The sequence below is a fragment of the Microcoleus sp. K4-B3 genome, from assembly GCF_036704615.1.
Lineage (GTDB): Bacteria > Cyanobacteriota > Cyanobacteriia > Cyanobacteriales > Microcoleaceae > Microcoleus.
Genome location: NZ_JAUBSF010000040.1, coordinates 1 through 12,956, shown reverse-complemented (window position 1 = coordinate 12,956; position 12,956 = coordinate 1). Strand labels below are relative to the sequence as shown.

Sequence of the window (12,956 nt, the reverse complement as noted above, 5' to 3'; positions counted from 1 at the left end):
TCTGGTAGGGACACGGCAATGCCGTGTCCCTACAAATATCAGGAAAATTATCGCAATTTAACCGAAAATTCGTATTCGTATCCCCGGAAATTAGAGTCTAATTGTAATGTGTAATTGCCAGTAACAGGGATTTTTCCAGTCCACTCTGTTTCATTGCCTTGATAAGGATCTCCGGCTAAAAGTTTGCCACCAGGAGTTATAATTTGCGGGAAAACCTCTTTGCGAGTCCTAACAGTCATTGTTTGACCTTTTCTGGCGCGAATCCGGTAAGAGTGGCTACCGCCGCCGATGATTCGACCTTTGACGATCGCCTCATCTCCTCCCGGCAGAAAATTAATCTGCTGGTTGACGTTAGAACAACTGCTTTCGGTGCGTCTTTTCGCAACCCAACCGGGAACGGGATCGGTAATTCGCAGCCAACCGTTTTGTTCTTCGGCGACTGAAACAAAGGTATTATTTTTAAGTTTTCCTACTATTTGGCTGCCCCTTACTTGCGGGATCGATCGCACATTTAGCGGTGGATTCGGATCGCTGACTACAGCCATAGTGATTTTGCAACCCGAATTTGGCGGTGTGACAACTACTGGCTCAACTGTTCCCTGCGATACTCCTGCAACTAGCGAGGATTGAAGTGCGGGGGTTTTTGCAGGTTGGGGTGGGGATTTCGGAGATTCCGCTGCCTGGGTTGGTGCTTGCAGAGATTCTGGTTGGCGAGATTCGGGATTGTTCGTCGGCGCTGCAATCTGGTTTCTGGTGGATGCCGGGGATTCAGCGACGGGAGGATTAAATGGTTTCATCGCACCCGACTGTATAGTTGCAACAGCCACTCCCACCGCTGTTGCCAGTCCTGCTAAGCTTACTGTGATGATTTGAGCTTTCGTAAATGACATAAAAAACCCTCTATGTATCTATACTAATAATTTTTGTTTGGGAGTTGGGGCGATCGCCAGTTAATTTATAGTGGAAATACCTAGTGCGGGCCACAGGGTCAGGATTTTTAGATAAAATTTCAGATCCATAATTGTCGCAATAATTTGAGTCAATATATACTGGACGCCTATACTGATGGTAATCTTGCTCTGGGTTATTTGCGCGCCAATTTACGAAAGTAAGCGTTCAGCGCGAGGTACATAAAATGTCAAAATTGATTCCTCTGAGATTACAACCGCCTCGCGATCGATTGTTGGAGGAGGTGAAGCAGGAAGTCCAAGCCGGGCGATCGCAGTCTTTGCACGCGGCTGTGCTGGCTAACCTCAGCCAAAACTCGCCGCCTGTTGGTGTTAACCGCTGTTGGGATGTGGAAGTGAAAGCCGGCAACCGTCCGAGTTTTCGGCTTCCTCCCAAAGCAAGCATTGCTAAAGTGTTCGATCGCACCGGCGGCAAATTGGTAATTTTGGGAGCGACGGGTGCAGGCAAAACTACGACGCTGCTAGAATTAGCTCGGGTGTTAGTTTCCCGCGCCCAAAAAGATGCTAGTTTGCCAGTACCAGTGCTGTTTGAACTCGGATCGTGGAAAGCAGAATCCGGGGCGATCGCAGATTGGTTAATTGCTCAACTTCACTTCAAATACGGCATCTCTCCTGCTGCCGGCAAAAAATGGCTTGCCGAACAACAATTGCTGCCTCTCCTCGACGGCTTGGACGAAGTAGAAACCCACCGCCAAAATATCTGCATTCAAGCAATCAATCAGTTTGTGGAAAGCGAATTTAAACCCAAACATTTAGTAGCTTGCAGCAGTTTTGAAGCTTACAAAAACTGCCAGACTAGATTTCGCCTGCAAGCAGCGGTTTTATTGAAACCTTTAACAGAAACTCAAATCCAAAATTATCTGCTAGAAGCCAGAAGCCGCGAACTTTGGTACAGCATTGAGCGGGAGCCGGAGTTGTTAAAATTGGCAAAAGTTCCCTTGCTTTTGAGCATGATGGCTTTGGCTTACGACGATATTTTAATTGAAGCTTGGAAGCGCATAACTTCCGCAGAAGAACAGCGCAAATATCTGTTAACTGCCTATATTCGCCACCAAATGACCGGGCAAGTCAAGCAGTATCCCAGAGGTAAGGAACTGCGGCCCGAACAAATTCGCCACTGGCTGGGGTGGTTGGCGAGAAGGATGGAACAGCAAGGAATTCAAGAATTTTACCTCGATCGCATACCGTCTAGCTGGTTACAAACAGGCGAGCAACGGCGCAAGTATCAGTTTGGAGTTAAGCTGGTTGGCGGGCTGATTTGGGTGATTTTGGGATTAATTACCACCCTAGTCTCCGGGTCAATTTGGGGATTAATTGCGGGTGCTGTTGCTGCGGTAATTAGTGCTTTGTTGCCGGGAATTCCGGGGATTGAAAGTTTGATCTTGCGCCTCGTGCTGTGGTCGAACGGCTACATTCCTTGGGATTACAGGCGTTTTCTCGATGCTGCGACCGATCGCTTGTTGCTGCAAAAAACTGGCGATCGGCGCTATCGATTTATTCACGATTTATTGCAAAAACATTTTTCGGAAATCTAAATGCCGGAGCTTGACAAAAACAAATATAATGGATGTAACTGTGAAGGAGATTCCAATATTCGACAAGCAAAAGGAAACTCAATGACTGTAAAATTCATTCTGAGCGAATACGTTGACAAAGCAATGGCTGAGGCTATGTATGACAAACTTGAAGATGATAGCTTTGTTGGGAAAATTCCGGTTTGCAAAGGAGTCATCGCCTTTGGTTCAACTTTAAAAGAGTGTCAAAATGAGTTGCGCTCAACTTTGGAAGACTGGATTTTGCTAGGGTTAAAATTGCGACATCGAATGCCCGTCATTGACAATATTGATTTAAATCAGGAGCCTAGCCTTGAGCCGTTGGACACCTTGTAAGCGTCGAGAGTTCATCCAGAAATTACAACAGCTAGGCTTTTATGGCCCTTTTTCTGGAAGTAAGCACCAGTTTATGATTTATCAGGAGTATCGCTTAACGATTCCCTCTAATGATGAGTATTCTGTCCCTCAGCTACGGATGATGATTCGGGAGGCGGAGGAGATTATAGAAAGGCAAATTACTCTTGAAGAGTGGAATAGCTTGTGAACTAACACACACTCATCCCAAAAAAATTTATGGTATTTTTGCCATTTTAAATAGCTGTTCCGCCGTAAATTCTAATCCATCAAAAAGTGCATCTTTTAAGAGGGTATCTCCCCTATAAGTCTGCGGTGCTGCATCGGGGTAAAAAACTGTAATGCTTCTAGCCTTGCTATCTACTAACCAAACCCGCAATACCTTAGCATCTAAATAATCTCTCGCTTTAGCAGCTAACTGACCGAAAGTTTGTTCTGGTGAAATAATTTCTATGACTAATTCTGGGACTACAGGACAGGCTTCATCTTGATTCCAGTCTGGAGATAAGCGTTGGTAAGAAACATATAAAAGGTCTGGTACTGGCACCCAATCTCGCCCCAGCCTGGTTAATCTTACCGCCCATTCTACACCAATTTCTCCCCGTTCGTCACCCCACTGTTCGAGGAGTTTTATTAGGCTTCTGGTGAGGCGAGAATGAAATTTTTTAGGTGACATCTTCGGTACTGCTTGCTCGTCAATAAATTCGTAGGTAATATCGCCTTCTCCTTCGGGAAGAGCGAAAAACTCTTCCAGAGTTAGTTGAGTTTTTGTCTGGAGCATAATATTCCTCTGCTGTGGGCAGGCAAGTTAGTATTATTTTAACTTAAATATTCATTGACATAATACAAATGTTATGATAAAGATTGGCAAAATCTCAGGTTTTAACTGCCGAATTTGCGATCGACTCCTAGATCGACACCCCCAAAAGGTTAAGATTCTAATCTGACCCTCCTGCAATCATTGCTTCACCTCCTATGGCAGAAACCTTATTGTTCAACGCCCTCCGCGAGGCGTTAGACGAAGAAATGGCCCGCGACTCCGCCGTATTCGTACTCGGCGAAGACGTAGGTCAATACGGCGGTTCCTATAAAGTCACCAAAGACCTCTACAACAAATACGGCGAACTTAGAGTGCTCGACACCCCGATCGCCGAAAATAGCTTTACAGGCATGGCAGTAGGCGCAGCAATGACGGGACTGCGGCCGATCATCGAAGGCATGAACATGGGCTTTTTGCTGCTGGCCTTCAACCAAATTTCCAACAACGCCGGAATGCTGCGCTACACATCCGGCGGCAACTTCAAAATGCCAATGGTAATTCGCGGGCCCGGCGGCGTGGGCCGGCAACTCGGCGCGGAACACTCCCAGCGCTTAGAAGCATATTTCCAAGCTGTACCGGGTTTGAAAATAGTCGCCTGTTCGACTCCCTACAACGCCAAAGGACTCTTAAAATCAGCCATCCGCGACGATAACCCGGTTCTGTTTTTCGAGCACGTCCTTCTTTACAACCTCAAAGAAAATTTGCCAGAAACAGAATATTTAGTGCCGCTGGACAAAGCAGAAATCGTGCGATCGGGCAAAGATGTCACCATCCTGACATATTCCAGGATGCGGCACCACGTCTTGCAAGCTGTGCCCGCCCTGGTAAAAGAAGGTTACGATCCAGAAGTAATCGACCTAATTTCTCTCAAACCCCTGGACATGGAGACAATTGGCGCATCCATTCGCAAAACTCACAAAGTAATTATTGTAGAGGAGTGCATGAAAACAGGAGGCATCGGTGCCGAACTAATTGCCTCAATCAGCGATCGATTTTTTGACGAACTCGACGCACCGGTTTTGCGCCTGTCTTCACAAGATATTCCCACACCTTACAACGGCAATTTGGAAAGACTGACAATTGTCCAGCCCACTCAAATTGTCGAAGCCGTCCAAAAAATGGTAGCATTGCGAGTATAAATAGTTATTGGTAATTTGTTATTTGTTGTTGGTTATTTGTTATTTGTTATTTGAAGACCGAAAAAAAGCTCGGAACGAACCAATAACCAATAACCAATAACCAATAACCAATAACCAATAACCAATAACCAATAATTAAATATGCAAAAACAACGTTCCATATTAGCCCTAATTTTTGTTTTAATCATCGCCGCCATTACTGTAATAGTAACAATTCCGACGCGGCTGGGATTAGACTTGCAAGGAGGGTCGCAACTCACAATTCAGGTAAAAACTACCCCCACAATTCCCAAAATTGACCAGGGAATGTTAGAAGCAGTGCGTCGGATTGTCGAAAACCGGGTTAACGGTTTGGGCGTTTCCGAAGCATTAGTCCAAACAGTAGGAGAAGACCAAATTCTCGTGCAGTTGCCCGGAGTAAATGACCCGCAGCAAGCAGAACGAGTTTTGGGCGGCACGGCCAAGCTAGAATTTAAGGAACAACTACCCGGGACAGAAACACAATTAGCCATTGAGAGGCAGTTGCAGCAGGAATTGCTGGTCAAACAAGCAGAATTGAAAACTAGCAAAAATGAGGCAGCCATTCAAGAAAATCAGGCTGCTTTGAAAAGAAGCAATGAGGCGATCGCCAAACTCTTCAAAAGCAGCGGACTCGGTGGCGAAAACCTCAAAGACGCTCAACCTCAACCCTTGGCCTCTGGGAACAACTGGAATGTTGCTCTCCGTTTCGATACCCCAGGAGGCGAACTATTTGCCCAACTCACTAAAAATTTAGCGGGTACCGGACGCACTATCGGCATTTTCCTAGACGAAAGAATGATCAGTTCTCCAGTCGTCGGCGTTGAATTTGCCCAGACAGGAATTACTGGTGGGAGTGCCGTAATTCAAGGCAACTTTACAACGCAAGAAGCTAACGATTTAGCAGTGCAATTGCGGGGTGGCGCTTTGCCTGTGCCTGTCGAAATTGTAGAAAATCGCACGATCGGCGCTAGCTTGGGTAAAGACAGCATTCAAAGCAGTATTAACGCAGGTATCGGCGGCTTAGTTTTAGTCTTGATTTTCATGGTTGCCTACTATCGACTTCCCGGCGTAATTGCCAATATTGCTCTGTTAATTTATGCTCTGTTAACTTGGGCAGCTTTCGTGCTTTTGGGAGTGACATTAACGCTGCCGGGAATTGCTGGTTTCGTGCTCAGCATCGGGATGGCCGTGGATGCTAACGTGCTGATTTTTGAGCGCACGCGGGAAGAGTTGCGGGCGGGAAAAACGCTTTATCGATCGGTCGAATCTGGTTTTTACCGCGCTTTTTCCAGCATTTTAGACGGCAATGTCACAACAGTTATTGCTTGTGCTGCTTTGTTCTGGTTGGGCGCTGGTTTAGTTAAAGGGTTTGCTGTAACTCTGGCATTGGGCGTAGTAGTGAGTATGTTTACTGCTATTACTTGCAGCCGCACTCTACTTTTGGTAGTGTTGGGCTTTCCGGCCCTGCGGAAACCTCAGTGGTTCTGTCCAGATTTGTCGAAAACTGCTAATAGTTAACTGTTGACTGTTGACTGTTGACTGTTGGTAGTTTTTTAACTAACTCCTTCCTTCCTTCCTTCTTCCATCCGTTACATCCCGTACATTGCTCGTTGCCGAACTTCCCTCTTCCTTCAAATTATGAAATTCAGTGTTATCAAACAGCGATCGCTCTGGTGGAGTATTTCCGCCGCTATAATCCTTGCAGGTATAGTGTCGATGGCAATTTCTTGGACTCGTCCCGACATCCGCGCACCGCTGCGGCCCAGCTTGGACTTTATCGGCGGCACTAGGCTGCAATTTGAACTCGACTGCACGAAACCAGAAAATTGTAAACCCATCGATATTGCTGCTGTCCGTGAAATTCTTGACACCCAAGGTTTAGGTGGCAGCAGCATTCAAGTTATCGGCAAAGAACAGCGAGGTTTATCGTTACGAACTAAAACTTTGGATGTCGAACAGCGGACTAATTTACAAACAGCTTTGAGCGAAAAGATAGGCACTTTTGCTCCTCAATCTACTCAAATTGATACGGTTGGGCCTACCCTCGGTAAACAATTATTTACTTCGGGATTGTTGGCTTTATTTCTTTCCTTTGCTGGCATTACTATTTATCTAACATTCCGGTTTCAGTTAGATTATGCCTTTTTTGCTTTCGTTGCTCTATTCCACGACGTGTTGGTTACTCTTGGTGTTTTCTCGTTTTTGGGTTTAGTTCAAGGAGTGGAAGTTGACAGTTTATTTGTGGTCGCGCTCTTGACAATTATCGGTTTTTCTGTTAACGATACAGTGGTAATTTACGATCGCGTGCGCGAAGTAATCAAGCTAAATCCGGGACAGTCGATCGATCAAATTGTCGATGATGCGGTTATGCAGACCCTGGGAAGGTCAATTAACACGACGATGACAACGCTGCTGACATTGTTTTCAATCTTTTTGTTTGGCGGCGAAACCCTCAAATACTTTGCTTTAGCTTTGATTGTCGGTTTTATTGCTGGTGCGTATTCCAGTATTTTCATTGCCAGCACGCTGCTAGCTTGGTGGCGCAGTCGCACTGGCAACTCTATCCCCGTCCCCGCAGAAGGAATCAACCAGTCAGAGGAAGTTTAGTTGACTGTTGACTGTTAATTGTTGACTGTTAATTGTTGACTGTTGACTGACAAATAACAAATAACTAATGACTAATAACTAATGACTAATAACTAATGACTAATGAAAGCGACGCAAATTTTCAAATTGAAGTCCAAAGGCTTCACAAACTAACAGTTTACGGCCGCTGGTTAACTGTGATATTGCTCTGGATTAGCGTCGGTTCTTTGAGCATTTGGGGTTTGCGCCGCGAAATCGCTTTGTGGTTGGAACACTTCACTTGGGCGGCGGTGCGCTACGGTTTATCTTTTCACCGCTGGCCGACTCTCGGTTTGGGTTTGTGCTTGGGAATGACTTTAGCTGTGCTAACTTGGCAAAGTCGCAATAGAGTGCGAGGATTGCCCCTGCGGGAAAAACAGGGTTTGGAACAACAAGTGCGCCGCATTCGCCAACAGGGGCCGAGTCATCCTTTGTGGAAGTGGGTTTGCAAAGGTTCGCGGTAGCCGACGGGCTTTATTCTCTAGTCTCAAGCCAGAGGAACGAAAGTTTGACAAGAAGCGGTTTCAACAGCCGAGTCCCTAACTTTTATTCCGACGGACATCGGACTGACATCCGTGGAGCGAATCCGTTGCCGAACTTCCGACGGAGATCGGACTGACATCCGTTACATCCGTGGAGCGAATCCGTTGCCGAACTTCCTTCTGCCTTCTGCCTTCTGCCTTCTGCCTTCTGCCTTCTGCTGTATCACGCAAAGCGAGGCAAAATCTGTGCTGGGGGAGACTGTTGAAGTGGAATCTCGATCGCAAATTCTGCTCCTTTTCCCGGTTCCGAAAAGCACTTCAATTCGCCGCCGTGTTGGTTGACAACAATTTCATAGCTAATCGACAGTCCCAAACCCGTTCCTTGGCCGACTGGCTTAGTAGTAAAGAAAGGGTCAAACAACCGCTTCCGAACATCTTCTGTCATCCCCGGGCCGTTGTCAGAAATTTTAATTATTACCTTTTTTTTCTCAATTAACTCCGTGCGAATCCAAATCGCAGGAAGCAGGCGAGTAGAGTTAGAAAGTGATGATTGACTATTTGTACAAGACTGCTTTCGATCGCCTGGGGAATTGTTATGGCTTTGTTTATCGACTTTTTCGTCTTTGTTCGACTCAACAAGAGCGTAAATGGCATTAACTAAAATATTCATAAATACCTGATTGAGCTGTCCGGGATAGCAATGCACCAGCGGCAAGTCGCTGTATTCTTTGTGAATTGCGATCGCCTCTTGCCCCGATTTCCCTTTAAGCTGGCTTTGCAAAAGCATAATCGTATTGTTGATACCCTCGTGAATGTTGACCTGCTTCATTTGAGCTTCGTCTAACCTGCAAAAATTCCGCAGCGACAAAACGATGTCGCGCACTCTTTCTGCACCTTGCTGCATAGAATTTAAGACTTTCGGCAAGTCTTCAACTAAATAATCGAGTTCTATTTTTTCTGCTTCCGCTGCAATTTCCGGTATGAATTCGGGACAGTGCTGCCGATAGATGTCGAGCATCCGCATTAAACCTTCCGTATACTCTTTAGCGTGGTGCAAATTGCTGTAGATAAAGCCGATCGGGTTGTTAATTTCGTGAGCTACTCCTGCTACTAACTGACCCAAAGAAGACATTTTTTCTGTTTGAATTAGTTGAGTTTGAGTGCGCTGAAGTTCCAGCAGGGCAAGTTCGAGCTGTTGGGCTTGATGTCTCAATTGCGCTTGCGACTCGCGCATAGCCACTGTTGACAACTCGTGAATTTGCAACTGAGACAGCAGCAGTTGGTGTACGTCTAAAAGTTTGTAAGTTTCGGGTTCTACCTGTACTACAATTGGTTCGTGGATTAGTTCGGGCGATCGCTCCAAAGACTGCCGCACGGCCGTCATAATCGAGGTTTCGCGATCGAGAACCAACATATCAGTTTTAGTAAAGCGGTAAAGTATGAACAAAGGCTGTTGAGAAAATAACTCCAAACTGTAGGGGCGGCTCATGTGTTCAAAAAAACGCCGCCGCGAAATCATCCCTGTAAACTTTCCTTGTTTAGTGATGATGATGCCGGGAACTAAAGGGTTTGCTTGAAAAATTTTAGCAACTTCGTCCCCCGGACACTCAGACTCTAGGAGAAAGTCGTAGAGGGTTAATTCCTGTAGAGTCGATCGCAAACCAAGCGGCGATTTCAGGGGACTCAACCCGTCATTTTCATACACTGCTCCCTCCTTTGGTAATTGGCAGTAGCGGTTGGATGCTGGAGTATGGCGTACTATTTTGACTGCATTTTCAACTTTTTTTATAGCTGGAAAATCAACTCTACTCTGCTCGCTCGAATCGAGTTAATTCAGCAGTATTTTTTTTGCCTTAAATAGTGCTGGTGTCACCCGAAATGAGCTTGCAGGTTAGATTAATTTAACAGCAGACACCCCTTTGAAACCTGACTGTGTAGTAAATTTTATCTCTCCAAGATTCTATTAATCCGAATATAGCAGTCATAACTATTTTTAATGTTTGATGACATTAATTTGCTTCAGATTGATAGACATCTGCGGCCTGTGGCAGTACATTTGGTATCACCCCTTGCGTAAAATTATATTACAATAAAACAAGACTAGCGACAAATCGGCAGCCGATCGCCCACTTTTATAATTCAGCCAAAACTGGTTTCGGGCAATGGCCAATAAATCTCAATTGTCAATTTTTTCGCACAAATGCCGAGCGCTCTCAACCCGGGGATTGTATTGCAGGTAGTCTCCGAGCCAGCGACAGCCGATTGCGACCAATTTGTCAACTTCTGCAGCTTCTACTTTAGCAGCATCGAGAGTCGAAAGCTTCACCGACGAATCTTTCCCGGCAGATGCTAAAGTTGTGCGATCGGGACTAAAACTCACACTCCACACATCGGCTTGATGTGCCCTAAAAGTTTGCAGCAAAGTGCCATCAGGGCGCCAAAGTCTCACCTTACCGTCCATACTGCCCCCTGCGAGCATCTTGCTATCGCCGCTCCAACTGACACTACCCAAACCTGCTGTAGAATCGTCTAGAGTTTTGAGCAACTTGCCGCGGGTGTTCCAAAGTTTCACCTTCCAATCGTGACTCGCAGAGGCAATCATCTCGCCGTCTGGCGAGAAAATCCAGCCCCACACTTCATCTCCGTGTCCTAAAAGAGTTTTCTCAAGTCGAAACTGTTTTTCTCCGCTGCCTTTCCCTAGTTTGACAGTTCGAGCTTGACTGCTGGAAGCCAACATATTGCCGTCGGCACTGAACCTGACTGATGTAACTGGTCTAGTATGTGCTTTTAAAGTTTGCAGCAAAACGCCGCCTGCATTCCAAATCTTAATAGTTTTATCATAACTGGCAGTAGCAATTAGTTGGAAGTTGGGCTCAAACTCGCGCTCCAAACTAAATCTAGGTGTCCTTTCAAAATTTGCAGCAAAGTTTCATCGCGGCGCCAAATTCTGGCAGTATTGTCAAAACTTGTAGAAGCAATTAACTGACTGTCTAGACTGAAAAGAACCTCAGTAATTGAATTGCTGTGTCCTGGCAAACTCAAAATCAGCTTGCCGTTTGGCTGAAAAACTTTAACAGTAAAGTTGTCACCCGCACTCACAATTAACTTGCCATCGGGGGTGAAATTAGCCGTGTGTCCGTTAGCCAAACGATTGCGTTCTCGGACTACATTTACCGTTTGGTGCAGTATATTTACTGTCTGTGCTTTTAGCGCTGGGGAAACTTCTATTTCTAGCAATTTTTTTGCCGCGCTGACTGCTGCGATTAAAGCTCCTAGCTGGTCGTAGCTTAGGGAAATACTGGCAGTGGATTTGAGGGCTTCAATTTGGGTAATAATCGCTTGTTTCTTTTGAGTGTCAGCACGAGTGGCAACTCGCTGCGCGTGCAATACGACGCTGGCAGAGATTGCACGCGCAGCGAGTCCGAACAAACTCCATTGGACTGTTCGCTTGGCTTTTTGCTGAGCTTGAGTCAAGACTAAATTTGCCTCTGCCAATATTTGTGAGGCTGTTTTTTCGAGTTCCAAAGCTCTTTGAACTTCCAGATTTTCTAATTCTTGGCTAGCTGATAGAAATTGATAATCGCGATCGCCCAAACTTTTGTCTGCAGCCCAGGTTAACGCTTCTGCGAGAGCTCTTCCTTGCAACAAGCGGGAAGTGTCGCTATGGTTGGATGCTTCCCAAGCGACGATCGACTCGGAGTAAGGCCTGCACTTTGCTAATTTTTGCTGTATCCATTCTCTGTTAAAAACAGAGGCGTAAATTGGGTTGTAAACTCTCAGTTTTCCTTGGTCTTTGACGATTAAACCAGAGAGTAACAGTTCCATTTTTTCGGAACTGTCTTCAGCTAAAGAAGCTAATCCCCCGGCTTGGGGGCTAAGATAGCTTAACTCTCCTGCTGGTTTTTCTGTCGGATTTGGGAGAGTCACGTCGGCTAAAATTTGTTGGTAAAGTCCCAGCAAACGGCTGATGCGCTGGGGATTTCTCAGGAGGCGATCGCGAATTGTTTTTAGGTGTTCGGGTTCGTCTTGAAATTCCCAGTTTTCCAATGTGCTCAACTGCACTAATTCGGCAATGAATAATTGACAGTTGGCTGCGCTATTCCAGCGGCTGCTAGTTTGTGCTGCTAACTTCTGAGCAGTTAATTGACAAATCTTGTGAGTGAGAAATGGCTGTCCTCCCGTCCACACTAATATTTCTTTGAGAATTTCTAGGGAATTTTCTCTTGTTTCGCCCCATCCTTGAGCTAAAGGTGTGGCTTCTGCAATATCAAATCCTTTGAGTTCAATGGCGCGACCTATATTAAACGGAGTTCGGGTTTTGTCAGATATTAAATTTTGAGGAGTAGCGACTCCAAATAATGCAAAAGTCAGGCGGTTATATTCGGAATTTTCGGCGCGTTTGTTGTAGCAGCCGCGCAACATTGCAAAAAAGTCGTCGCTGGAGAAGTTGAGGGAGAGAATACTGTCAATTTCATCGATAAAAATAACGATATTGCGATCGCTCGAAGGAAGCAATACCTGTTCGATAAATTCATTTAATCTGACGACTGGCGGCAAGTGTTCTCGATCGCGCCACCAAGTCCTGACATTCATTTTAATTTTAAGGCTGTTGGCGAGAGTGGCTGTAAAGCCGGCATACCAATGCACGGGAGTTATTTGGGCAGTGCCAATTCCTGTGATGTCAACAATCCCGCAGGCGGTGTTTTCTGCTTGCAAGCGGCGCGCTGTTTGCACCCGCAGACTCGATTTTCCCATTTGCCGCCCGGTGAGCACGTAGCAAAACTCGCCTGCTTTTAACGAGCCGTAAAGTTCGCGATCGGCTGCTCTGGTGACGTAGGTAGGAGCATTCGCCGGTAAACTGCCGCCAACTTGATATTCAAATTCTGTTGCTGGCAAATCGCACACGGAGCATAAAGGACTGTAGTTTAGACTAAATAAAGATGAGAACGGTGGCTTTCAGAAGAACTAGAGCCACCGCGCCGGGAGAGAATAAG

General features: G+C 45.9%; 12 protein-coding genes. 6 read left to right on the top strand and 6 right to left on the bottom strand.

Annotation, left to right across the window (positions count from 1 at the left end; all coding sequences use genetic code 11):
• Positions 1-47: 47 nt before the first annotated feature.
• The gene (locus QUA78_RS17620) at positions 48-890 is read right to left on the bottom strand and encodes an SH3 domain-containing protein (RefSeq protein WP_333304710.1); all 843 of its coding nucleotides are present in this window, start codon (positions 888-890) and stop codon (positions 48-50) included.
• 245 nt (positions 891-1,135) lie between these two features.
• On the opposite strand from QUA78_RS17620, the gene QUA78_RS17615 reads away from it, so the two are divergent.
• Together QUA78_RS17615 and QUA78_RS17610 are read left to right on the top strand one after the other, a co-directional pair.
• Positions 1,136-2,503, top strand: a complete 1,368-nt coding sequence (locus QUA78_RS17615; RefSeq protein ID WP_333304709.1) for an NACHT domain-containing protein — start codon at positions 1,136-1,138, stop codon at positions 2,501-2,503.
• On the top strand, positions 2,504-2,857 hold the full coding sequence (locus QUA78_RS17610) for a hypothetical protein (protein WP_333398937.1): 354 nt from the start codon (positions 2,504-2,506) through the stop codon (positions 2,855-2,857).
• Positions 2,858-3,092: 235 nt separating this feature from the next.
• Here the strand turns inward: QUA78_RS17610 and QUA78_RS17605 are convergent, their stop codons facing one another.
• A complete protein-coding gene (locus QUA78_RS17605) occupies positions 3,093-3,656 on the bottom strand; it encodes a Uma2 family endonuclease (protein WP_333304707.1) in 564 nt (187 codons plus the stop codon).
• Between the two features lie 194 nt (positions 3,657-3,850).
• Between QUA78_RS17605 and QUA78_RS17600 the strand changes: the two genes are divergently transcribed.
• From QUA78_RS17600 to QUA78_RS17585, 4 genes are all read left to right on the top strand, one after another.
• Entirely contained in the window at positions 3,851-4,834 is a 984-nt protein-coding gene (locus QUA78_RS17600) for an alpha-ketoacid dehydrogenase subunit beta (RefSeq protein ID WP_333198180.1), read from the top strand.
• A 141-nt stretch (positions 4,835-4,975) separates the two neighbouring features.
• Positions 4,976-6,373, top strand: a complete 1,398-nt coding sequence (gene secD / locus QUA78_RS17595) for a protein translocase subunit SecD (RefSeq protein WP_333304706.1) — start codon at positions 4,976-4,978, stop codon at positions 6,371-6,373.
• 120 nt (positions 6,374-6,493) lie between these two features.
• On the top strand, positions 6,494-7,462 hold the full coding sequence (secF, locus tag QUA78_RS17590; RefSeq protein WP_333304705.1) for a protein translocase subunit SecF: 969 nt from the start codon (positions 6,494-6,496) through the stop codon (positions 7,460-7,462).
• A gap of 95 nt (positions 7,463-7,557) precedes the next feature.
• Positions 7,558-7,944, top strand: coding sequence for a hypothetical protein (locus QUA78_RS17585; protein ID WP_333304704.1), 387 nt, complete (start codon positions 7,558-7,560; stop codon positions 7,942-7,944).
• A gap of 23 nt (positions 7,945-7,967) precedes the next feature.
• Here the strand turns inward: QUA78_RS17585 and QUA78_RS17580 are convergent, their stop codons facing one another.
• From QUA78_RS17580 to QUA78_RS17565, 4 genes are all read right to left on the bottom strand, one after another.
• Complete coding sequence (locus QUA78_RS17580; protein ID WP_333304703.1) at positions 7,968-8,102, bottom strand: hypothetical protein; 135 nt, start codon at positions 8,100-8,102, stop codon at positions 7,968-7,970.
• A gap of 83 nt (positions 8,103-8,185) precedes the next feature.
• Positions 8,186-9,667, bottom strand: a complete 1,482-nt coding sequence (locus QUA78_RS17575) for an ATP-binding protein (protein ID WP_333304702.1) — start codon at positions 9,665-9,667, stop codon at positions 8,186-8,188.
• Between the two features lie 471 nt (positions 9,668-10,138).
• A complete protein-coding gene (locus QUA78_RS17570) occupies positions 10,139-10,852 on the bottom strand; it encodes a WD40 repeat domain-containing protein (RefSeq protein WP_333304701.1) in 714 nt (237 codons plus the stop codon).
• On the bottom strand, positions 10,819-12,858 hold the full coding sequence (locus QUA78_RS17565) for an AAA-like domain-containing protein (RefSeq protein WP_333304700.1): 2,040 nt from the start codon (positions 12,856-12,858) through the stop codon (positions 10,819-10,821). Before QUA78_RS17565 ends, QUA78_RS17570 begins: the two co-directional genes overlap by 34 nt.
• Positions 12,859-12,956: the final 98 nt, after the last annotated feature.

Bases quoted from the DNA above. Each gene is read 5' to 3' on its own strand.
- QUA78_RS17600 (WP_333198180.1), top strand. From the start codon at position 3,851: ATGGCAGAAACCTTATTGTTCAACGCCCTCCGCGAGGCGTTAGACGAA.
- QUA78_RS17605 (WP_333304707.1), bottom strand. From the start codon at position 3,656: ATGCTCCAGACAAAAACTCAACTAACTCTGGAAGAGTTTTTCGCTCTT.
- QUA78_RS17620 (WP_333304710.1), bottom strand. From the start codon at position 890: ATGTCATTTACGAAAGCTCAAATCATCACAGTAAGCTTAGCAGGACTG.
- QUA78_RS17610 (WP_333398937.1), top strand. From the start codon at position 2,504: ATGCCGGAGCTTGACAAAAACAAATATAATGGATGTAACTGTGAAGGA.
- secD (WP_333304706.1), top strand. From the start codon at position 4,976: ATGCAAAAACAACGTTCCATATTAGCCCTAATTTTTGTTTTAATCATC.
- QUA78_RS17580 (WP_333304703.1), bottom strand. From the start codon at position 8,102: ATGTCAGTCCGATCTCCGTCGGAAGTTCGGCAACGGATTCGCTCCACG.
- QUA78_RS17615 (WP_333304709.1), top strand. From the start codon at position 1,136: ATGTCAAAATTGATTCCTCTGAGATTACAACCGCCTCGCGATCGATTG.
- secF (WP_333304705.1), top strand. From the start codon at position 6,494: ATGAAATTCAGTGTTATCAAACAGCGATCGCTCTGGTGGAGTATTTCC.
- QUA78_RS17585 (WP_333304704.1), top strand. From the start codon at position 7,558: ATGACTAATGAAAGCGACGCAAATTTTCAAATTGAAGTCCAAAGGCTT.